The sequence below is a fragment of the Bacillus sp. CGMCC 1.16607 genome (assembly GCF_042683745.1).
Taxonomy (GTDB): domain Bacteria; phylum Bacillota; class Bacilli; order Bacillales; family Cytobacillaceae; genus Pseudoneobacillus.
In genome coordinates, this window is sequence record NZ_JBHUJX010000036.1 from 306975 (window position 1) to 327353 (window position 20379).

Annotated in this window: 22 protein-coding genes and 1 riboswitch; of the genes, 13 read left to right on the forward strand and 9 right to left on the reverse strand. The window is 36.2% G+C overall.

Features of this window, described 5'->3' with window-relative positions:
- The first annotated feature begins 37 nt into the window (after positions 1-37).
- Positions 38-712: a response regulator transcription factor gene (locus ACFSO7_RS23890; protein ID WP_377879965.1), complete on the forward strand. Its 675-nt coding sequence runs from the start codon at positions 38-40 to the stop codon at positions 710-712.
- Positions 702-2099 (forward strand): sensor histidine kinase, encoded by a 1398-nt coding sequence (locus tag ACFSO7_RS23895; protein WP_377879966.1) that lies wholly within the window; start codon positions 702-704, stop codon positions 2097-2099. Before ACFSO7_RS23890 ends, ACFSO7_RS23895 begins: the two co-directional genes overlap by 11 nt.
- A 51-nt stretch (positions 2100-2150) precedes the next feature.
- Here the strand turns inward: ACFSO7_RS23895 and ACFSO7_RS23900 are convergent, their stop codons facing one another.
- From ACFSO7_RS23900 to ACFSO7_RS23910, 3 genes are all read right to left on the reverse strand, one after another.
- Positions 2151-2822: a YdeI/OmpD-associated family protein gene (locus ACFSO7_RS23900; RefSeq protein WP_377879967.1), complete on the reverse strand. Its 672-nt coding sequence runs from the start codon at positions 2820-2822 to the stop codon at positions 2151-2153.
- A gap of 115 nt (positions 2823-2937) precedes the next feature.
- The gene (locus tag ACFSO7_RS23905; protein ID WP_377879968.1) at positions 2938-3816 is read right to left on the reverse strand and encodes a radical SAM/SPASM domain-containing protein; all 879 of its coding nucleotides are present in this window, start codon (positions 3814-3816) and stop codon (positions 2938-2940) included.
- Positions 3817-3913: 97 nt separating this feature from the next.
- Positions 3914-5425, reverse strand: coding sequence for a malate:quinone oxidoreductase (locus ACFSO7_RS23910; protein WP_377879969.1), 1512 nt, complete (start codon positions 5423-5425; stop codon positions 3914-3916).
- A gap of 422 nt (positions 5426-5847) precedes the next feature.
- Here ACFSO7_RS23910 and ACFSO7_RS23915 point away from each other — a divergent pair, with 422 nt between their 5' ends.
- From ACFSO7_RS23915 to ACFSO7_RS23940, 6 genes are all read left to right on the forward strand, one after another.
- Positions 5848-6318 carry a CcdC protein domain-containing protein gene (locus ACFSO7_RS23915; RefSeq protein ID WP_377879970.1) on the forward strand — a complete coding sequence of 157 codons (471 nt, stop codon included), beginning with the start codon at positions 5848-5850 and terminating at the stop codon, positions 6316-6318.
- A gap of 534 nt (positions 6319-6852) precedes the next feature.
- Positions 6853-7836: a glutathione S-transferase family protein gene (locus tag ACFSO7_RS23920; RefSeq protein WP_377879971.1), complete on the forward strand. Its 984-nt coding sequence runs from the start codon at positions 6853-6855 to the stop codon at positions 7834-7836.
- Positions 7837-7865: 29 nt separating this feature from the next.
- The gene (locus tag ACFSO7_RS23925; RefSeq protein WP_377879972.1) at positions 7866-8387 is read left to right on the forward strand and encodes a GNAT family N-acetyltransferase; all 522 of its coding nucleotides are present in this window, start codon (positions 7866-7868) and stop codon (positions 8385-8387) included.
- 133 nt (positions 8388-8520) lie between these two features.
- Positions 8521-8958: a LytTR family DNA-binding domain-containing protein gene (locus ACFSO7_RS23930; RefSeq protein WP_377879973.1), complete on the forward strand. Its 438-nt coding sequence runs from the start codon at positions 8521-8523 to the stop codon at positions 8956-8958.
- A 14-nt stretch (positions 8959-8972) separates the two neighbouring features.
- Positions 8973-9407, forward strand: a complete 435-nt coding sequence (locus ACFSO7_RS23935; protein WP_377879974.1) for a DUF3021 family protein — start codon at positions 8973-8975, stop codon at positions 9405-9407.
- 183 nt (positions 9408-9590) lie between these two features.
- Positions 9591-10895, forward strand: coding sequence for an alpha/beta hydrolase (locus ACFSO7_RS23940; protein ID WP_377879975.1), 1305 nt, complete (start codon positions 9591-9593; stop codon positions 10893-10895).
- 139 nt (positions 10896-11034) lie between these two features.
- Here ACFSO7_RS23940 and thiT read toward each other — a convergent pair whose 3' ends face one another.
- Both thiT and ACFSO7_RS23950 read right to left on the reverse strand, forming a co-directional pair.
- The gene (gene thiT / locus ACFSO7_RS23945; RefSeq protein ID WP_377879976.1) at positions 11035-11628 is read right to left on the reverse strand and encodes an energy-coupled thiamine transporter ThiT; all 594 of its coding nucleotides are present in this window, start codon (positions 11626-11628) and stop codon (positions 11035-11037) included.
- A 66-nt stretch (positions 11629-11694) separates the two neighbouring features.
- Positions 11695-11797: riboswitch (TPP riboswitch) on the reverse strand.
- Positions 11798-12102: 305 nt separating this feature from the next.
- On the reverse strand, positions 12103-13065 hold the full coding sequence (locus tag ACFSO7_RS23950) for a helix-turn-helix transcriptional regulator (RefSeq protein ID WP_377879977.1): 963 nt from the start codon (positions 13063-13065) through the stop codon (positions 12103-12105).
- Between the two features lie 110 nt (positions 13066-13175).
- On the opposite strand from ACFSO7_RS23950, the gene ACFSO7_RS23955 reads away from it, so the two are divergent.
- Positions 13176-13655 carry a GyrI-like domain-containing protein gene (locus ACFSO7_RS23955; RefSeq protein ID WP_377879978.1) on the forward strand — a complete coding sequence of 160 codons (480 nt, stop codon included), beginning with the start codon at positions 13176-13178 and terminating at the stop codon, positions 13653-13655.
- A 21-nt stretch (positions 13656-13676) separates the two neighbouring features.
- Entirely contained in the window at positions 13677-14141 is a 465-nt protein-coding gene (locus ACFSO7_RS23960) for a phage tail protein (protein WP_377879998.1), read from the forward strand.
- 230 nt (positions 14142-14371) lie between these two features.
- Here the strand turns inward: ACFSO7_RS23960 and ACFSO7_RS23965 are convergent, their stop codons facing one another.
- The 3 genes from ACFSO7_RS23965 to ACFSO7_RS23975 all read right to left on the reverse strand — a co-directional run bounded on the left by ACFSO7_RS23965 (position 14372) and on the right by ACFSO7_RS23975 (position 16021).
- Positions 14372-14623: an SDR family oxidoreductase gene (locus ACFSO7_RS23965; protein WP_377879979.1), complete on the reverse strand. Its 252-nt coding sequence runs from the start codon at positions 14621-14623 to the stop codon at positions 14372-14374.
- A 226-nt stretch (positions 14624-14849) separates the two neighbouring features.
- A complete protein-coding gene (locus tag ACFSO7_RS23970; RefSeq protein WP_377879999.1) occupies positions 14850-15311 on the reverse strand; it encodes a GyrI-like domain-containing protein in 462 nt (153 codons plus the stop codon).
- 125 nt (positions 15312-15436) lie between these two features.
- The gene (locus ACFSO7_RS23975) at positions 15437-16021 is read right to left on the reverse strand and encodes an NAD(P)H-dependent oxidoreductase (protein WP_377879980.1); all 585 of its coding nucleotides are present in this window, start codon (positions 16019-16021) and stop codon (positions 15437-15439) included.
- Between the two features lie 118 nt (positions 16022-16139).
- Here ACFSO7_RS23975 and ACFSO7_RS23980 point away from each other — a divergent pair, with 118 nt between their 5' ends.
- From ACFSO7_RS23980 to ACFSO7_RS23990, 3 genes are all read left to right on the forward strand, one after another.
- Positions 16140-16571 (forward strand): MarR family winged helix-turn-helix transcriptional regulator, encoded by a 432-nt coding sequence (locus ACFSO7_RS23980; protein ID WP_377879981.1) that lies wholly within the window; start codon positions 16140-16142, stop codon positions 16569-16571.
- A gap of 389 nt (positions 16572-16960) precedes the next feature.
- Entirely contained in the window at positions 16961-17482 is a 522-nt protein-coding gene (locus ACFSO7_RS23985; RefSeq protein ID WP_377879982.1) for a sigma-70 family RNA polymerase sigma factor, read from the forward strand.
- Entirely contained in the window at positions 17483-18538 is a 1056-nt protein-coding gene (locus tag ACFSO7_RS23990) for a hypothetical protein (protein WP_377879983.1), read from the forward strand.
- A 432-nt stretch (positions 18539-18970) separates the two neighbouring features.
- Here ACFSO7_RS23990 and ACFSO7_RS23995 read toward each other — a convergent pair.
- On the reverse strand, positions 18971-20379 hold a 1409-nt coding region (locus ACFSO7_RS23995; RefSeq protein ID WP_377879984.1), incomplete at its 5' end, for an IS110 family RNA-guided transposase.

Sequence of the window (20379 nt, forward strand, 5' to 3'; positions counted from 1 at the left end):
AATATTAATAACAGAAGCAAAAAAAGAGGTGCTAAACTTGAATATTCTCTTAGCAGAAGATGATTTACAACTTGGTGAATTAATTGGTTTTATGCTGAAGAAGAAGAGTGGCTATAAGGTTGATTGGGTGATGGAGGGTGAAGATGCCTACGAGTATGCCAAAGCTTCCCACTATGACATCTTAATATTAGACTGGATGATGCCAAATGGAGATGGTATCTCGGTTTGCCGAAAACTTAGAAGCGAGGGTTATTCCGGGGCAATCTTAATGTTAACAGCTAAAGATGCGGTAGAAGATCGGATTAACGGCTTGGATGCCGGAGCAGATGATTACCTCATTAAGCCGTTTGAAATTGATGAGCTTCTTGCCCGTTTACGAGCACTAACACGCCGTAACTATGCTCCCGTTTTAGAGGATCAAATTTCTATTCAGAGCTTAACCATAAATCGTACGAGCCAAACCATTCTGCAGGGGAAAGAAGAAATTCAATTAAGCCCTCGTGAGTTTCAGTTACTAGATTTATTGGTACAAAATAAAGGACAGGTTCTGCCTCGTGAGGTGATTCTAGATCGGATTTGGGGCTTGGATGCGGATGTATCCACCAAGACCATTGATGCAACCATTAAATTACTGCGAAAAAAATTAGATATATTTGGGAAGCAGGACTTGCTCCAAAGTATAAGAGGGGTTGGCTATAAAATTGAGAACTAAGCGTCCAGCCTTCACCCCATTATTTCGCAAAAGAGATATATTTGAAAGCACCCAATTTCGATTAACGTTATTATATAGCGGATTACTTATGCTTTTTCTAGTCCTTTTTATCGCTGTTGTCTATACCATATTATATGCGACTATCTTTAAGGATCAAGAACGTGAACTTGAATCTAGTGTCCATCAAGAAGCAAGAAATGTTGAAGAATACTTAAGATATCAGGACCATAAAGGTGGTTTGGAGTTTCGGAATCAAAAGTCCCTTGAAAAGGATGTTGATCAATTTTTCTATTATGTTGTGAATCGTTCCGGAGAATTGGTATTGGGAGATGAAGTGATCCCAGAGCTCCGCACTAAAATTTTGACCAGCATCTCAGGTTGGAATCCTAAACGAAATGAGATTCTACAAGAGACTTTTCAAGTTGAATTTTTGAAAAAAAGACCCAATGTAAAAGAGAGAAGGGATGAGTTTCGTCCAGCCCGAAAAACAGATACCATTCGATTAATCATCGCTGGTCAGCCTATTTCCTATAATGGTGAAGTAATTGGCATGCTTTACATCGGTAAAGAAGTTTCATTTGCCTATCAAGTTTTTAAATGGCTACTCATTATCCTACTAGGATTAGCGATTCTTTTTTCAGGAGTAGCGCTTGTCATCAGTTATTATATGTCTAAAAAGGCTATGGTTCCAATTACACACGCTTTTTCAAGACAGCGGGAATTTACCGCTGATGCTTCACATGAATTACGGACACCCTTAAGTATCATGCTTTCATCAATCAATGCATTGGAAATGACGTTAGATTTGGAAAAGGAGGATTACTCAAATAAACTCCTGTTCAATATGAAAAATGAAGTGAAACGGATGACTGGATTAGTTGGGGATTTGTTGACATTGGCTCGGTCTGATTCCGGAGCGGTAGAACATGTAAATAAAAGATTTGATTTTTATCCAATTGCAGTAGAGGCAGTTGAATCCGTCCGATCTATGGCTGAATCCAAGCAGATCAACCTTCATTTTAATGCCTCTGAATCACTAATTGTAAATGGGGACCCACAGAGGTTAACACAATTGTTGTATATTTTATTGGACAATGCGATTAAATATACAGCACACGGTGGAGAGGCTTATCTTTCCCTAGCAATTAAGGGGAATGAATTACTTATAACTATGAAAGATACTGGAGTCGGAATCCATCCAGAAGATTATGATCGAATCTTTGAACGATTTTATCGAGCAGATAAAGCAAGGATGCGACAAGAAGGCGGTCATGGGCTTGGACTGGCGATTGCAAAATGGATTGTAGAAAGCCATCGAGGAACCATTCAAGTTTCTAGTGAATTAGGAACAGGAAGTACATTTTTGGTAAGAATCCCAGTACATTAAAAACAGGGAAGGTTCTTCTGCTTCCAAGAAGCAAAAGAACCTTCCCCTTGCTTATTTTTTATCTCCACGATATAATTCTCGACTCTTATATCCCTTAGCCAAAATTTCTTTCATTTCTTCTCGTCTTTTTACTTTTGTTGACTCTTGCTTGGCACTATACACATAACGGGCCCAGTCTTTACGGTACCCTGGCGTGAGTAATTGATAGAAAACAAGTAAATCTGGAGTATCTTGCAAATCTTTTTCTATATCTGGAATCATTGCGATATAATCGTCTACACATTGACTCGCTTTTGTAGATACCCGATTTTTATTTCGAGACTCTTCTTTTAAGCCAACGATTGTAAAGACAGGATCTAATCCAACCATCCGCGCAAATTTAATGTTACTTGTCCCGATATAACCCTCTTCATTTGCACCTAACCCATCCAATAAATCATCGCGATGAATAAACGTAGAATATACCTTATTCCCCTTTTTCGGATAAGCCAAATAGATATAACCATTATTATTTAAATAATCTTTTTGGATAACCTTATTAACGAGTTCTTTTAGTGAATCCATATCAAGGACAAAAGCAAAAATAAGATCATATTTACTCTCTGTGAGATCAGTATCATATTCTGCTAAATCTGCTAAGTAATTCTCACCTTCTGGTAAATTCAAGACTGCTACTTTCTTATATTTTTGTAAGTTTAGTTTTTCTACTACTGTTTTAGTCATCGTAATCAACCCACCCATAAACATATTCCAATTATGAAGCGCAGGTGAAGCGCAGGGACGGTTCTTCTGCTTCCAAGAAGCAAAAGAACCGTCCCCATGTTTGTTCCGTGTTTGTTTATTTTCCAAATCTTTTGCGATATCCGCATTTCCTACATAGTTCCTCGACTGCTACTCTTTGTGAAAACCCATCGACAAGCTTAGTGGCTCGATCCCCTTCGATAATCTCAGAAAAGGGAGTGTTATTAATATTTCCAAGGTTAATCACTCCCTCTCCATCTAAACAACAAGGGATAACTGTTCCGTTTGCTAAAATTCCCGCTTGATTTCGAAGGCCATAACAGAAGCCTTTCCCATCATCCTCTTCCTCGTGTAACGCAGGCCACTGAAACTCGTAATCTTGATTGATGAAAATGCGATCTGCAATTTTTACGCCACTCCCAGGGGTGACTTTCTCTTCAATTTTGTAGTCTAAATTAAATTCTTTCTCAATGATTTCAAGTGATTGTCTGTTTCGTTGTCGTTCAAGATTCGTTGTATTGTCTTGAGTGAGATTCCATAGTCTTAGCGAAACAATCATTTCTGATTGGCTCGTTGCTTCTTTAATAAAAGAAAGTACGCTCCTCACATATCCTTCCCTATCTACAGAACCAGCATGGCCATCAAAGCTATGAAGGGAAAAATTCATTTGTCTTAAAGCAGGCTTATTTAATAGTTTGTGCTTATTTTTATTAATTAATGTTCCATTCGTTGTAATATTAACTTTAAACCCTTTTTCATGACTTAAGTCTAACAGTTGGTCTATTTTAGGATGGAGCAACGGTTCACCTTTTACATGTAAATAAATAAAGTCTGTATGAGGTTTAATTTGATCTAATCTCTTAGAAAAATCCTCCACTGAAATAAATTGCTTCTGCCTTTCTGTTGGTGGACAGAAGTGGCAGGCCAAATTGCATACACTGGTAATTTCTAAGTAAAACTTCTTAAACTTTTTCAACCCATATTCCCCACTTCTTTCACTAATTAAAAACATAGGGAACGGTTCTTCTGCTTCGAAGAAGCAAAAGAACCGTCCCCTTGCATTTATTTAAGAATTAATTATAGACTAATTCTTTTTGTTCTTTTTTGCTTAAGCCAAGCGCTTCTGCTGTTGAAGTATGAATTTCGTTTAGAAGCTCTGGATTTTCCATTAATGACAATCCATAAGAAGGGATCATTTCTTTTATTTTCGTTTCCCACTCTGTCATTTGTTGCGGGAAGCATTTTTTAATGACCTCGAGCATAACGTGAACTGCCGTAGAAGCTCCTGGAGAAGCACCTAGTAATGCTGCAATGGAGCCATCGGCAGCAGTAATCACTTCAGTACCAAATTGAAGCGTTCCTTTTCCGCCTTCAGGAGTATCTTTGATTACTTGTACACGTTGGCCAGCTACGACTAAATCCCAATCCTCACTCTTTGCATTCGGGATAAACTCACGCAGTTCTTCCATACGCTGTTCTTTCGATAACATTACTTGCTGAATCAGGTATTTTGTCAATGACATCTCTTTTGCACCTGCCGCTAGCATCGTTAACAGATTATTCGGTTTGACGGAAGTTACTAAATCCAACATGGAACCCGTTTTTAAGAATTTCGGTGAGAAGCCGGCAAATGGTCCAAAAAGCAATGATTTTTCATTGTCGATATATCGTGTGTCAAGATGCGGTACTGACATTGGTGGAGCACCCACCTTCGCTTTTCCATATACTTTTGCATGATGTTGGGCAACAACTTCCGGATTATTACACACCATGAAAATTCCACTTACTGGGAATCCACCAATATGTTTTCCTTCAGGAATTCCAGACTTTTGTAGTAAATGCAGGCTTTTGCCCCCGCCTCCGATAAAGACAAATTTTGCAGTATGTCGTTGGACACTACCACTATATGCATTACGGACTTTCAATTCCCATAACCCGTCGTTCGTACGTTTAAGATTATCAACACTATGATTGTATTTAATATCAACATTTTTACTCTCTAAGTGATCAAATAACATACGTGTTAAAGCACCAAAGTTAACATCCGTTCCAGAATCGATTTTTGTTGCTGCTATCGGTTCATTTATTGTACGGCCTTCCATAATAAGCGGTATCCATTCCAATAGTTTTTCATGGTCATCGGAAAATTCCATCCCTTGAAACAGTGGATTATTTGAAAGCGCTTCAAAACGTTTCTTTAAAAACGTTACATTTTCTTCCCCTTGCACCATACTCATATGAGGCAGTGGCATAATAAAGTCATGTGGATTATTGATTAGCCCGTTATTTACAAGATAAGACCAAAACTGCATGGAGAGCTGGAACTGTTCATTTACTTTTATCGCTTTACTAATATCTATCGATCCATCTGGTTTTTCACTTGTATAGTTAAGTTCGCACAGAGCTGCATGCCCTGTACCAGCGTTATTCAATTCGTGAGAGCTTTCTTCACCTGCTTTCTCGAGCTTCTCAAACACTGTAATTTCCCATTCTGGTACTAATTCTTTCAGAAGTGTCCCTAAAGTCGCACTCATGATTCCGGCACCGATTAAGATGACGTCTGTTTTAGTTTCACTGTAGCTCATTTTTATCATCCTTATACCCAAAATTTGCAGAAGGGGATGAGGCGCTCCTTCTTAGGCGACATACCAAGGCCAAGGATTGACCTAGTACACCTTTTCTGTATCAATTATAACTCTATCAAAAAGTATTACAATTATTTATAGATTAATATATCTACTATTATATGATAATTATTAGTTATTTAAAAGGTGGTAAAAAGTGAGCGATTCATCCACAAATATGCATCTTAAACCTAGGTAGGTACATGATAAACATCATTTAATAGATCAGGATAAAACAAATTGAAATTTTCCGAATTAAATGATATTTTCGCCATGGAACTTTTTGCAGATTTATTTATCTCAAGCCAAATCTAGCGAAGCGGGGGTATTTCGACTTTTTGTTAGCTCTTTTAAAAAAAATAAAAAACTAGAAAGCTGGTTTAATGATGAACTACAACCCTATTCTTTTCATTATCATCCTTGTCGCTGCTTTGATTTATTATCGTCAAATCCTCTCAATGTTCCAACCTATTAAAGGCAAAGGAACTAGGATAATTATAACTCTATTTTTGTTAACACCAGGATGGGCATTAATCACGAATCCGAATGCTGAGGTTACATCAATAGAAGTTGCTATCGCATTGTTGTTAGGATGTATTCTCTCCATCCCACTGGTTCTTACGACCGCTTATGAACGACGCGAGAACGGAAAGATCTATGTAAAGAAAAGCTTGGCATTCGTTATTTTGTTTGTATTGATTTTCGCGGTACGTTGGACCATTCGTGGAATCATTGATATGGATTCGGATTCACGCATGCTGCTCTTTTTCATCGCTGCATGTGGCTATCTTATTCCCTGGAAAATTTCCAGCTACTACAAGTTTCGAAAGGTTTATTTATCAAATCAGGTTTGAATGTACAATCGGAACAACTGATCAATGGCTCTACATTTTGAATTCAGTAGCCTGATATTTAACCAGCGAAAGTGTAAGACTTACCAGATGATTTATTTCTTTTCATTTTAATTAACGCTGTTTTCGTCATACAGGCACTCCCTACTCATTGCTTTTACATCATCCTCGAATTTATTGAACATGACATTCATCATAAGAATCAAATTTTATCAGTAATCTGATTCTTTCGAGTGAATAATGATATTAACCGTCCCATAATGGGACGGTTTTCTCATTTTTAACATACCCTAAATTTCCGAACAATCGTATAATTCGTCCATTCGTAGGTATCCAACAGCAATTTCTTTTTAGGATATGCACCTTCAAAACGGAACGGTCTACTCTCATAATGACAATTAATATAATATGAAAAAATAACAATTATTTGCTGCTTTTCCTATATTATTATAGAAGGACAAGGAAAAAAGAGGGTGCATGGAAGAAACGAAACTAAATAAGTGCCTTATATTTTTAGGAGAGAGGATGTTTTAAACTATGGCTCAGCATAAACCAGCAGAAATTTCCGTAGATGGACGCTTTATACGTCAAGTGAACCGCTTCACTACACCATTTGGGAATAAGTCAAATGAACTCCCAATAGTAGCGGGTCGGTACCGGCTCCTATGGTCAGCTGCCTGCCCATGGGCACATCGCGCTGTTATTGTCCGAAAAGTACTCGGTTTAGAAAATGCTATCAGCTTGGGAACTGTAAGTCCTATTCGCCCAAGACTTCCACACGTGGATTGGGAATTTTCATTGGATACAGATGGAGTAGACCCAATATTAGGGATTCGATATATGAGTGAAATTTATCTAAATTCCGATACTAACTATTCTGGTCGACCGACTGTGCCAGCGATTGTCGATATCCAGTCGCGAAAGGTCGTCAATAATGATTATTTTAATCTATCAACCTATTTAGAAACAGAATGGAAACCATATCATAAGAAAAATGCACCAGATATGTATCCAGAGCCTCTCCGCCAAGAAATTGATGAACTTAACAATGTCATTTTCTCTGATGTGAACAACGGCGTGTACAAATGTGGGTTCGCACAATCCCAGGAATCTTATGAAGCTGCCTATGAAGTATTGTTTAACAGATTGGATGAGCTCGAGCAAAGACTATCTAAACAGCGATTTTTATTCGGTGATTTTATTACAGATTCAGATGTACGGCTATACACCACCCTAGTTCGTTTTGATGCAGCTTATTTTACAGCCTTCAATACAAACCGAAAATTAATTAGAGAGTTTCCAAACCTATGGGGTTATGTACGTGATTTATATCAAACACCAGGTTTTGGGGACACGACGGATTTTGATGCCATTAAAAGACATTATCATTTATCCATTACGATTTCACCAGAAAAGTCGGAACCAAAAATTCTACCAAAAGGTCCTGACCTAGCCAATTGGAATTCAGAGCATCATCGAGGTGCATTAAGTGGACTAGAAGAAAAATTCCTCATTCATTAAAATGAAAAGGGTCAGGAGATGAAAACGGGATGGAAAAAATAGAAATTCGGAACGCAAAAAAAGAAATGCACAAAATCATTCGCGAACAAAGAATAGAAGCTTATCGTGAGTATATCGAGGTTCTACCTGCCGATCATTGGAATGCTTTAGAAAAGGCTATTTCTTCAACTATTGACGAGCAGGAGGGGGTAGAATTGATCGTTGCCATGCTACACGAAAAAGTCGTTGGAAGCGTTGCTTTATTTCCTGCTAAAGTGAATGCCTATGAAGGGTTTATCGGCGAACTAGACTATCCTGAAATCCGCATGCTAGCTGTCAATTCAGAAGCTCGGGGAAAAGGCGCAGCATCAGCTCTGATTTCTGAATGTATAAGACGTACAAAGGAAAAAGGATTCAACGCAATCGGACTACACACTGGGGAATTTATGAAAAATGCAATCAGTCTTTATGAAAGGTTCGGATTCGAACGCTTGCCCCAATTTGACTTTGAACCAGCCAATGACGGTATTATCGTAAGAGCTTACCATTTAAAATTTTCTAGTCAAATGTAGCCTCTGCTTAAAGCTCATATAGAATCCCAAAGCGGAATTCTAAACAACAATAATCTGATATAATGTAAAAAGGATAAAATCGAAAATCTTGAAAACTAAACCTGAATTAATTTGAATTTTCGTGGGTGATAATATGAAAATTTCAATAGAAGAAATAAACAAAGAACTGGTAGAAGAAATCCTCATTAGGTGTCATGAGATCGATGACGAAATACACGAAATTATAAACAAGCTTAAAACTGAAAATACCATTATACTTGGTTATCAAAATGATAAAGTTCACCGTATAAATCTTAAGGATATCTATTATTTCGAGGCAGTTGACGGAAAGGTATTTCTTTACTGCAAGGATAACGTTTTTGAAGTAAAACAAAAGCTATATGAGCTTGAGGAATTAATGCAAGGAAAGAACTGTTTTCGTGCATCTAAATCAACGATTTTGAACATAGCTAAAATTTCATCTATTCATCCATCCATAAGTGGCCGATTCGAAGCAGTGCTCGATAATGGGGAACGTGCTGTTATATCAAGACAGTATGTGCCTGTTCTTAAAAATATGCTCGGATTGTAAAAGGAGAGATACATATGAAGCTTTCCGAATTAGTACAAAAGATGATAAAGGATTTTTTAATTATCTTCGCATCCATCATCATAATTATTACTGTTTTGCGACAAATGTATTATCCCGATATGGCCTTTGATTTGAAGTCAATTTATATTATTATGGCATTTTCATTGTTAAGTGCTTTAATTGGATTTATTTTGTATTCACCTAATGATATAAGTGAGAAGAATATTCGAATAAGAATGGCTATTCATTTTTTCACTTTGGAGATTCTTTTAATTGTTCTTGGTACTGTTTTTGGCATTGTAAATAATGCATTAGATGGAATCATTTTGGCACTGCAAATTGCCGTAATCTATATATTAGTTCGCCTGCTTTCATGGCAAAAGGATAAAAAAGATGCTCAAAAAATCAACGAAAAACTAAAAACGTTTAAGAAAGACGTATTTGAGTAGGTAAATTCATAAAGCAGTTGTTGTCTGCGTGCAGATTATTTTGCGGTAAGCTATATAGCTTATCGCTTTTTTTGCATCTTATTTGCTCCTAGATACAACTTACCGTTTTTCTATATACTTCCTTACAGCCATTTTTTATGATGAGTTCATAAGAAATTTTCAAAAAAAGAAGGGGTAACTATTATGGGAACTTTACTATTATTGATTGCTTTGGCTTTCGAGATTGCATTTTCAATCTATTGTATAAGAACAAAGCAAAACCATAAAAAATTAAACAATTGGATCAGGATTACTATTTTTATAGCTTTTGTTATTCTCACACTTTCTTCGGTGATTGTGTGGAGTTTGCGCTGGGTGATGCTTACCATATTGCTTTTCATATTAGCGGTAACGGGAACGGTTTCTCTAATCCGTAACAAAACAAATACAAAGAACTACAAAGCTTCTAAAATTGTGTGGAAATCTATTTTGATGGTATTTGCATTCATATTTGCACTTGCACCAGCCATTGTTTTTCCGCAGCATAAATCACCAAAAGTGACAGGTGAATATGAAGTGGCAACGGCTAATTACACATATACTGACAAGAACCGTATAGAGGAGTTTACTGACAAGGGAGACAACAGATTTGTTAATGTGGAATTTTGGTATCCTAAAAAGGCAGATGGAAAGTACCCTTTGTTAGTGTTTTCACATGGAGCAACTGGTATTAAAACAAGCAATACCTCTACCTATACAGAGCTTGCAAGCCACGGTTATGTAGTGGTTTCCATCGATCATCCGTATCACTCTTTTTACACTGCTTCAGAGGATGGAACGAAAGCTACGATTAATGCAGATTATAACAGTGAAATCAGCAATCTCAATAAAGATGGCTTTTATACGAGGGAAGAAGAATATAGCCTTATTCAAAAATGGATGAAACTGCGAACAGACGATATGAATTTTGTCATCAATACGATCGTTGAGAAGGCCCAAAGTGAAAATGGCCCCGTTTATCAATTAATCGATACTGAAAAAATTGGTGTGTTCGGGCATTCCATGGGTGGAGCTGCAAGTGTTTGGATAGGTAAAGAGCGTGATGATGTAGATGCGGTTGTAAATATTGACGCCCCGTTCTTTAGTGAACTTGTATATGATAAAGAAATGAAAGATTTTGTAGCGAATGATGAAGACTTCAAAATCCCATTATTTAACATTTATTCTGACGATGTTTGGGGACAACTCGAAAGCAACTCTACTTATGTAGCAAACAAACTCAATAATGAACACTTCAAAGATGCCTATACAACTCATTTTAAAGGTACAAAACACTTAAGTTTGACCGACTTACCGCTTTTCTCTCCTATATTGGCAAATATTATGCAAGGCGGAAAAGCTGACATTGATCAATATTACTGTATTGAGAAAGCAAATGAACTCATTCTTGAATTTTTTGACTATGAATTAAAGGGGATTGGGGATTTCGCTCTAGAAGAGACGTATTGATTTACATTTATAATGTTAAGTATAACTTCAACTATTGCTTGAATACTAAGAAAGCGATCTACATTTGCAGATCGCTTCTTATTTTGTTAAGGAACTAAAGGTGCAATAGCTCCCCATAGTGCCTTTTTCACGTATTTATCTACAAATTTTCCGCCATAGGTCGGGTATTACCTGTGACTTTTATTAATCGAGGTGCAGTAGACACTAACAGTACTGCAACAATCGAACATAAAACAAAGGCTCCTAGCATAGTTACCCCATTTACTGATAATGAGAAAAGAACTGGACTCATACCCTCTGGTGCATATTCACCAAAGAAAATAACTCCTGCAATGAAATGCCAGAAATAGCGTGCCAGACTTCCAACAAATATGGCCGTGACAATCCAGCTTAAAGCTTTTTTCTTGTTACCACTATTTAATTCCTTTTGGATTAAATGATGGAATAGACCAGCAAATCCTATACATGCAAATGCAATGAAATATTCAATAAAGGCTTGAACAGGTGTAGCAATCCATGCATCTCCCATTACAATTTGAAGAATTCCCCAAAGTAGACCAGAAATCAAGCTAACTCGAATTCCCCAGCGAAAAGCTAAAATAAATATTGGGATCATTGCAACTGAAATCGAAATATTAGGTGTTGGTTTAATCGAAGGCAATAAATCTAAAACAATGGCGAATGCTGCAAAGAAAGAAGCCTCAATTAACGCAATTAAACTCAATTTTCCCATAAAAAAATCTCCCCTTTTTGTAATACGTTACCTCAAGGGGAGAATAGAAATCCATGCAAAATAAAGACTCTACTCATGCCACATTCCTACGCTAGAATTAACTAACAGGTTCGAAGGGTCAGAACACTTATGTGCTCACTCTCAGCAAAACGCTCCCCTTGTGGTTACGCATATGTAATTATTACCAAATTAGTATATAATACTTTCTAAGTTTTGGGAAGACTTTATATGATTAGCTCACCTGTTAAGCCTTCCAGAAAAAAGGAAGGGACTTATTCTAGTTCTGTAATTTATTTTACTAAACAATATAAGTACTATAAATATAAGTACTATAATTGCAGGAAGCTTTTTTAGTAACAACGACTTTCCTGTAATAAATGAGTTGAAAAGTGAATAAATCTCTTAACTAAACAGTGTGTGTACGAAATCGGCAACTGGACAAGCTCATAATTATTTAGTTTTAACTGGTACTACTTATGGGCAGAATAAACTTAATCTCTCTTGTAAACCTTCTAAGACTACCTCTGGCACTTCCCTGACCTTGATATCTTCACCTAAGAAAAGTAGCCAATTTGTTATTTCTAATAATTCTTCGGGATTATGAACATTGATAAAAGTCTTTAAAATGGCTGTGCTTTGGTAAGGATTGGTATAAGAAATGGAAATCTTTAAAGGATGATACTTTTTAAACTGGGCAATCGCCTTTGGACCAAGTTCAAGGACAAGGTTGATTACTTCCTCCTGCTTACTTAATTTTTCTAAAATCTTTTTCTTACTTAATCTATTTTTTATAGGGTATGGTTCGACATTGACGAGATGATCGACAGGGAAAATCCACCTCTTTTCATCTTTTAAGTCTAAGCCTTCAATCAGCCAAAGGCTTTTTTCACGATAAAGGTTCAAAAGATAAATGGAGTAAGATTTTATTAATTTCCCTTCTTCGATAGTAATCAATAAATAGCGATCCAAAAGAAGGATTTGAATGAGCCTTTCTAACATTGGATGGGGTAGGTCTGAAAGATCAAGAAGGTCGGGATTATTGGGGTTGGTCCCTTCAAAAAGCAAGATTTGATTTAAAAGAACAAGTTCATCTTGTTGGTTTTCTGAGATGAGGCCAAGCAATTTTTCAGCTAAAGACTGACGACTCTTTAGATAGGGGAGTTGCTGATTTCTTGTAGCCATAAAGGCAATAAAAAGAGCTTTGATCTCATTATCAGTAAAGCGAACAGTGGGGAGGACAGAGTTATTCATGACAAAATAACCGCCATCCCTTCCAACTTCAGCGACAAGCGGCATCCCCATGGCTTCAATTTCTCTGATATCTCTAATAGCTGTCGAACGTGAAACATTAAATTCTTGCATGATTTCAGAAATAGTAAAGTGGGCGCGGTTGTTGATATACCGCATGATGATATTAATCCGTTCAACCTTTTTCATGGGGACCTCCTAAACAGTATCATTTTTTGACATGATTTAAGGCTATTATAAACTCATCAAGTGAAAAGACAAATCATTTGATTAATTTTATAAAAAGGAAGGTTTTGAAGATGGCTAATTATACTTTAGAAGAAAAAGAAGGCTTTACCGTTTTAGGCATTGGAACTGAACTTAAGAGCCATTATACAGACTATGCTGGCATAACTAAAGAAAAGGCAGACTTTTGGCAAGCTGTTACACAAGATGGAGGGCTTGATGCTTTAAAAGCTATCGCCACAAATGAATACATTTTTGCCGTGAACGAAGCGGTGAATAACAAGATGATGCATTATGCTGGCGTCATGACAGAGGCATCATTACCAGAAGCGGACAGAGTGATCCAATTTCCTAAGGGAGAATACCTTGTTGTTAAAGGGGAAGGGAATACTTCTGATGAGTTAAGTAATATGCTTACTGGTATTGCCTTTGGTCAGGTCTTGCCAGAAGCAAAGAATTTTGCCTATGTTGGTGGGCCAAATACAACGGTTGAGATGGGGCAGCGAAACGGTCTAGTATTTGGTGAAATTTGGATTCCTGTTGTTAGGAAATAAAGGGATAGTGGGTGAATGGAATTGTCCTATATCGTTGATTTTAAAAATGTGACTACGGTTGGTTTAGAGTCTTCACCTGTAGCAGAAGCACTTGCTGGTTTACGTGCGAATGAAGCCCGTTACTTTATGAACAAATACAAGCATGAATTTACGGTCGTACCAGCTAGCGAAAGCCAGGAAACGCTTGATTATGTAAATCGAATTTTAAAAGAACGTGATATTGAGTTTGCAGCCAAACCTTTAGAAACATCGCATTTTCAAGTGGAAAATATCAAATGGACTTACGTCTTTTATGAGGATGGTCTTTCAGTCAATGTCCTGTATAACGTTGATGGCCCTAAGCCGAAGCGCGCCGTTGGTTTTAAGCTTTCTGAGGGGATGGAGGTACCAGCGGAATTAGAAGGAAAGTTTAAGTTTGCTAGGCAGAAATCAAAACTTGCTGGAACCATTCGAGGCTCATTTTTTGTCATTAAAGGTGAATATTAAAGTAGGTAAAACAGCACCTCGCCATCAAATTAGAGGGTGCTGTTATTTTTTTGTAAAACATTAAGAGTCCATACTAAAGAAATTGGATATTCAAGTTTAATGAAAGAAGCCTTGAAGCAGTAGGCTGAAAAATCGGAGTATATTTGCCGGAAATTTCCCGTAATGTGTTTTTATTTTATGGAGAAATGGCTAGTTTCTTTTCTATTGAGAAACTTGCCATTCTATATGTTTTAATGCACTATTTTAGAAGATTCCACTTCGGTATTTATACTTGCTTTTCGTGCAGCATGACAGACAAGACGCATTAATCTCCGATGAATACCTGGGAACAAGGTAAAAATAATATTCATTGTACGCCACAAAGGCACAGGCGATATAATTGGTTCGTTACGCTCAAGTCCCTTTAATGCAATTCGGGCAAACTGTACAGGAGTCATCATTTTTTGCCTTTTTACTTGTTCATTTATTTTCGCTACATTCATGTTAACCGCCTCGCCCCTTTCAAAAATCGGTGTATCCACAAACGCTGGGCACAATTAATTAAATAAAACTCTCAATTTCTCTCTCCTTTTTTATAAATCTAAGACAATATTAATCAAGTATTACACTGGTTAATTAAAACTATTTTACTTTTATTTTATTACGAATATCTCATATTAATAATCAGCAAAATATCCTCCCAAATACTCTCCTCGATATTGAATCTTGTTATAGAATTGGTATCCAAATTTCCATCTCATACTCGTCTGTTTCTTCTTTTCCGAACATTGTCGTCTTTACTATTTCAATCTCTGGCATTCCTTCTTTTATTGTATATCCTTCCTTATCAAATACCTTCCAAAGCTCGCCATATGTATTTGAAATCCCTTTAGAAGGACCAACATGTTTAAAAACGACATATTTTTGTTCAGGGAATGTGTGTAGCGTCATTCCTTCTTCAACTTTATCGAATTCGACTGACTCTAACTCAATCCCACAAGTATAATAATATTGGTTACTCCTTGGTGGAAGGCAAACTCCTACTATCCTATTAATATCTTTGTGAGACATAAATTCATTTGCTTTTTCCCATAATTCCGGAATCGGGTAAACGATGTTACCACTCCATTTTCCTTTTGCACTATACCCCACCAATACAAATGCATCCTTTACAACTTCTTGAAACTCCATCAATATCCCGCCTCCCGTAAAAAATAGAATCATACCTTTCTGCAAGTATAGGCGGTAATACGTTATCTATCCTGTTATTCTGTGCTTTTTACTAACAGGTTTTATGTTAAAAATAGATAATCTCCTTACTTCAGTTTTCTGAAATAATGATAAATTTTTTCAAGCTTCTTCATTTGGTTTCCTTTGGGACTTTCCATATTCCCAAATTCAAAGAACTTCACTTTCTTAATTCCCACAAAATTAAATAAGGCTCTTTTCATTAGAATTTTATGTGCATTATTCAACCAGAGGGATGGATAGTGAGTTGGACCTTTCATGGTGGACACACATACAACGGACTTTCCTTTTAAGAGCCCTTCCGGGAAAAGTCCCTTCTTATCTTTATAAGCAAAATTGGAAGCAAATAATTGATCTATGTATCCCAGCAGCATTGCTGGTGGTCTCCCCCACCAAATTGGATAGATAAAAACAATCTTGTCAGCCGAGGTTATTTGTTTTCTATATTTCTCAAGACTAGGATCATTATGCATATCACGTCTTCGTTTTTGCTCATTAAACACTAGAAGTGGATTAAAGCCCTCCTCATATAAATCTAAGACCTGGAACTCCTTTATATTGGGATTTTCATTACTTCCTTCAATCACTTTTTGTAAGAATGAGTAATTTAAACTATCATGATTTGGATATGTATAAACGATTAGGAGCTTCATAAAACCACCTCTTAGTTATCATTTGATAACTAATAATAACATTCTTCTGATTAGTTATCAAATGATAATTGTTATTTGATAACATTTTTGTTATCTTCGGCTATAAGAGGTGAGAAAAATGGACAAAAATGCTCTTTTTAATAAACTAGTATCATTTACAAGTTCTGTTCATCGTGTAACACATGAATTAACAAAAAATGCAAAGTCAGATTCAATCTCGCAAATTCAATATAACATTCTTGAATATATAGCAGTTAGTCAACCTGTGACTCCAAGTGAAATTAACGATTGTCACAATATGTCTATGCCGAACACGAGTCGTGAGCTTAAAAAGTTAAGTGAAAAAAAGCTAATAAAAAAGATAAATGATAGCGAAGATCGAAGGAAGCAATATATTTGTCTTTCGAATGATGGAGAAGCTATGATGAACGAGTCTTTTGCAACTATAGAATCACGTTTTCTAAAACGTATTCAAAATGCTTCAAAAGAAGATTTAAATGATATTGAACGTGCAATAGATATTCTTCAGAAAAAACTATTTTATGATTAAACATAAATCATTCTACAAGTGCTCCCTCAATTGAAAATTATTGTTCACAACTAATCACCTTTCAATCGAGGAGCTCTTTTATTTAAGAATAATTTTGCAAAGATTGATGGTTCAAGTTTTAATCTAAAAAATAGTAATTTCAGTCATTATTCTCCCTACCAACCTCCATACATTCTTCTTAGGATGCCGCTTTTTTAGATCGATATTAAGTCCAATGCTCCTCTACTTGGGTGTACAAATTAGTGGACACTTTTTTATTTTATTTTCAAAAAAATTTAATTCTCTAAAACTTTTCAAACTATTTTGTATCTAATACATGAAGACTTCAATCGAATCCTTTGTTATAACGTGCACGTAATATTTTCGCCATGGTGAGAGGAGAAATTAAAGTGAAAGAAGAAAAGCTTATAAAGCTTGCTATGAAGGGTGATCCTGATTCATTTGGACAACTAATGATTTTATTGAAGGATCAAGCTTATAGAATTTCTTACTGCTATTTGCATAATGAACATGATAGTATGGATGCTGTTTGTAATGCGATGGAAAAGGCATTTAAAAAGATAAATCAGCTGAGGGAACCGAAATATTTTAAAACTTGGTTTTTAAAAATTGTTATCAATGAAAGTAATCAATTGCTACGGCAAAAAAACAAAATAGTTGAATTAAGTGAAAAAGAGATGCTGAATTTAACGGAAGAATCAAAATCAGACAAGATTGAAGAGCTTGAAGAACTACTACTAAACGAGGTAGAACCTTCAGAAAGGTCAATGATCTACATGAAGTATTATTTAGGATACTCTCTTGATGAGATTTCAAATGTAACAGAATTACCATTGTCGACAGTCAAATCCAAAATTTATCGGAATCTAAAACGATTAAGGGAAAAGCTAGTTCAAAGGGAGGTCTTATAAATGAGTCTAGAAGAAAAAGAATTAGATAAAATCATGAGCCTTGTAAAGATGGATCTAGTTCCTGTTCCAGATGAATTAGGGGATCGAATTAATAAATGGGTAGTCTCTAAAAAACAATCCAAAAAGAAAAGTAGGGTTCGGAATTACTTAATCGTGGTAGCTGCTGTAAGTATTTTATTATTGAGTCCTATCGTATCTCCGACTGCCATGACCCATGCTAAAGATATTCCTATATTAGGTAATGCAATTAGCTGGATGGAACAATTTCTAGCAGAATATAAGGGAATTAAAACAGCAGAAGAAAATGGTTATAAACCTTTTAAACCACATACCTTTTCGGTTGGAAACTATGAAGTAAAAATAGATCATCTTTTCCTAGAGGATGAACGACTCTTTTTTACCCTTTTGGTAAAGGGAAAAGACGTAGCTGATAGAGCATATGAAGAACAACCAGGGATGTATCGGATGACGGAGCATCCTAAAATTAATATAGAGTCAAACAATTTTGAGATAAATCCCGATGTTGGTGCTGTAGCAACGATGGGTGTACGTCGTATTTCAGGTGAATATTATCTTCTGGCCAAATATAAGCTATATATCCTTCCTCAGACAGTACAACAATTTATAAATAATGAAAGTAAGGTACTATCCTTTAACGTGGATATTGACGGCCAACGGAAAGCAAACGTTGAAATCCCTCTATCAAATTCAAAAATACAGCTAGGCAAACATTATCAGCAGAGTGGAACAATAAATCAAATGAACAAAAAGGAATTTTTTACAATTAAAAAGTTAGTTGTATATCCTACAAGAATGGTGCTTGAGTTGTCAGGAGGATCAGAGGAAGAGTTCTTAAAGATGGTCTCTGGTAAGGAAAAGCCATATTTAAAGGATGAGCATGGAAATATTTATTCGTTAAGAATGTTACAAGTCAATCCTAATGCCTATAAATTAGAATCTCTTTCTACAATATATTTTGAAGAGAAGGTTAAAAAGCTAACATTACATGTAAATTCTGAAGATGCTGGGATACCGATCAATATTACAAAAGAATAAATGAAAGATCGAAATACTTATTATTAAACTAAAAAGTAACGACAGTCTATACTCATAGTGCTAAGGCGATAAGTGCCAGCGTATAATGGGGAATAGGTCAAGTAATAATTTTTAAGAAAAATGGCCGACTTTAAGTAAAACCCCCGTCTTCCATTTTCAGGAAGGTTCAACTATCACAGATTATTATAATAGGGCCCCTCTAGGTCGTGAAAGGATCTTGCGTTTTCATCCTGCAGTGATACCACCTAGCAAATATAAACTCTAATTTTCACGTATTATCCGTATTTGCAGGACAAGATCCATAACGCTGGCACACGAGGTCTGGAGCCTCAGGCACGAAAAAACAATGTGATCTAACGTCCTAGAGGAGCCCTATATTTAGTAAATTAAGAAACAATACAATTAGATAATGATCTATTTAATAAAAATTAATTAAGCTGATAGACTAAGTTTGGAAGAGACATGTAGCTCATAAAATCGTTTTACATTGGCTTTTCTAAGCTTTTTGCTTATTTCATCAATTAAGACATAGTTTTCCTGATTTGTATGATATAACGAATGGTTTCGAATCATTGAAAAGGCTAAGCGTATCATACGATTTCCTAAGGCTACAAATGCTTGACGGTAGTGTTTTCCACGTTCTTTCAGGGCCAAATATCTCTGTTTCATTTCGGGGTTATTAACAGCTAGGGATTTCCCAACTTGATAAGCAATATTTCGGAAAGTTCTCCTTCCCTGTTTTGAAATACAGTGATAAGTAGGTTTCTTTCCACCAGATTGCTTGACAATCGGATTGGTCCCTGCCAATTTAATTAATTGCCCCGCATGTTCAAAATCTGAGATATCCCCCATTTCAGCATATAATTCAGCTCCGGTAACCACACCAATTCCAGGAACACTAAGAATAACAGCTCCATCCATCCCGATGAATAAATCTTCAATCTTTTTTTCCATCTCTTTGATTTGTTCTTCCAAAAGATCAAATCGGTCTAGTTTTTGTGATAAAAGAAAAATGTCACCCTCTACAAATTCCTTGGGTTGGGAAATAGAATTTTGCGCAAAATCGATTAATAATTCAATGGTAGTATCCCTTAATTTTAGGTTTTCACGAATCGAAAATTCACGTAGTCCCTTTTCCCCAAGTGACAAAATATCACTTGGATGTGGATAATGCCTCATAATATAGAGGGCTGATTTGCTAAACAAACTACTAAAGGGTTGAACATGTTTACGCTTTCCATTTATCCACACACTTTTCCCCTGAAATTCCCTGAAAATATGGTCCATGTGCATACGGATTAGATTTTGTGTAGCTGTTCGTTCACTCACCGTTTCACGACGGGCACGTGTTAACTTTTGTAAAGTAAGAACATCACCTGAAGATAATTCATTTGATGTCCCACGGCCATGAATCATGGATTGAACAATCGCCATTAAATCTAAGTTATCAGTCTTAGACCAATTTAATAGGGCTTGTCTTTCCTGGGCTGTAGTGGCTGCATTCAGGGTTCGAACATGATAACCATCTGAATGGCACCGTCTAACAAGATCCTCGTAATAATGCCCAGTTGTTTCTATCCCAACCACTATTTCCTTTAGGTTATGCTTTTCCTTTTCCGAATGAATTATCTTTTTAAGATATTCGAAACCTGACATAGATGCATCAAATTCAAATGGTTTTACTAAAATATCCCCAAAAAACGTACAAATAAGTGCCTTTTGTGTAAACTTAGCTGCATCGATCGCCACCAACATTAAATTCTCAGTCCCTGTCTCTCTTACAAACTCTGCCCATCGACTTCCTTTTTTACCTTGAATATGGTTAAATAATGAATATGCCA

Coding starts and splice junctions, on each gene's coding strand:
- ACFSO7_RS23955 (WP_377879978.1), top strand. CDS start 13,176: ATGGCTAATTATACTTTAGAAGAAAAAGAAGGCTTTACCGTTTTAGGC.
- ACFSO7_RS23940 (WP_377879975.1), top strand. CDS start 9,591: ATGGGAACTTTACTATTATTGATTGCTTTGGCTTTCGAGATTGCATTT.
- ACFSO7_RS23930 (WP_377879973.1), top strand. CDS start 8,521: ATGAAAATTTCAATAGAAGAAATAAACAAAGAACTGGTAGAAGAAATC.
- ACFSO7_RS23970 (WP_377879999.1), bottom strand. CDS start 15,311: ATGGAGTTTCAAGAAGTTGTAAAGGATGCATTTGTATTGGTGGGGTAT.
- ACFSO7_RS23910 (WP_377879969.1), bottom strand. CDS start 5,425: ATGAGCTACAGTGAAACTAAAACAGACGTCATCTTAATCGGTGCCGGA.
- ACFSO7_RS23990 (WP_377879983.1), top strand. CDS start 17,483: ATGAGTCTAGAAGAAAAAGAATTAGATAAAATCATGAGCCTTGTAAAG.
- ACFSO7_RS23975 (WP_377879980.1), bottom strand. CDS start 16,021: ATGAAGCTCCTAATCGTTTATACATATCCAAATCATGATAGTTTAAAT.
- ACFSO7_RS23925 (WP_377879972.1), top strand. CDS start 7,866: ATGGAAAAAATAGAAATTCGGAACGCAAAAAAAGAAATGCACAAAATC.
- ACFSO7_RS23965 (WP_377879979.1), bottom strand. CDS start 14,623: ATGAATGTAGCGAAAATAAATGAACAAGTAAAAAGGCAAAAAATGATG.
- thiT (WP_377879976.1), bottom strand. CDS start 11,628: ATGGGAAAATTGAGTTTAATTGCGTTAATTGAGGCTTCTTTCTTTGCA.
- ACFSO7_RS23935 (WP_377879974.1), top strand. CDS start 8,973: ATGAAGCTTTCCGAATTAGTACAAAAGATGATAAAGGATTTTTTAATT.
- ACFSO7_RS23980 (WP_377879981.1), top strand. CDS start 16,140: ATGGACAAAAATGCTCTTTTTAATAAACTAGTATCATTTACAAGTTCT.
- ACFSO7_RS23900 (WP_377879967.1), bottom strand. CDS start 2,822: ATGACTAAAACAGTAGTAGAAAAACTAAACTTACAAAAATATAAGAAA.
- ACFSO7_RS23950 (WP_377879977.1), bottom strand. CDS start 13,065: ATGAAAAAGGTTGAACGGATTAATATCATCATGCGGTATATCAACAAC.
- ACFSO7_RS23915 (WP_377879970.1), top strand. CDS start 5,848: ATGATGAACTACAACCCTATTCTTTTCATTATCATCCTTGTCGCTGCT.
- ACFSO7_RS23920 (WP_377879971.1), top strand. CDS start 6,853: ATGGCTCAGCATAAACCAGCAGAAATTTCCGTAGATGGACGCTTTATA.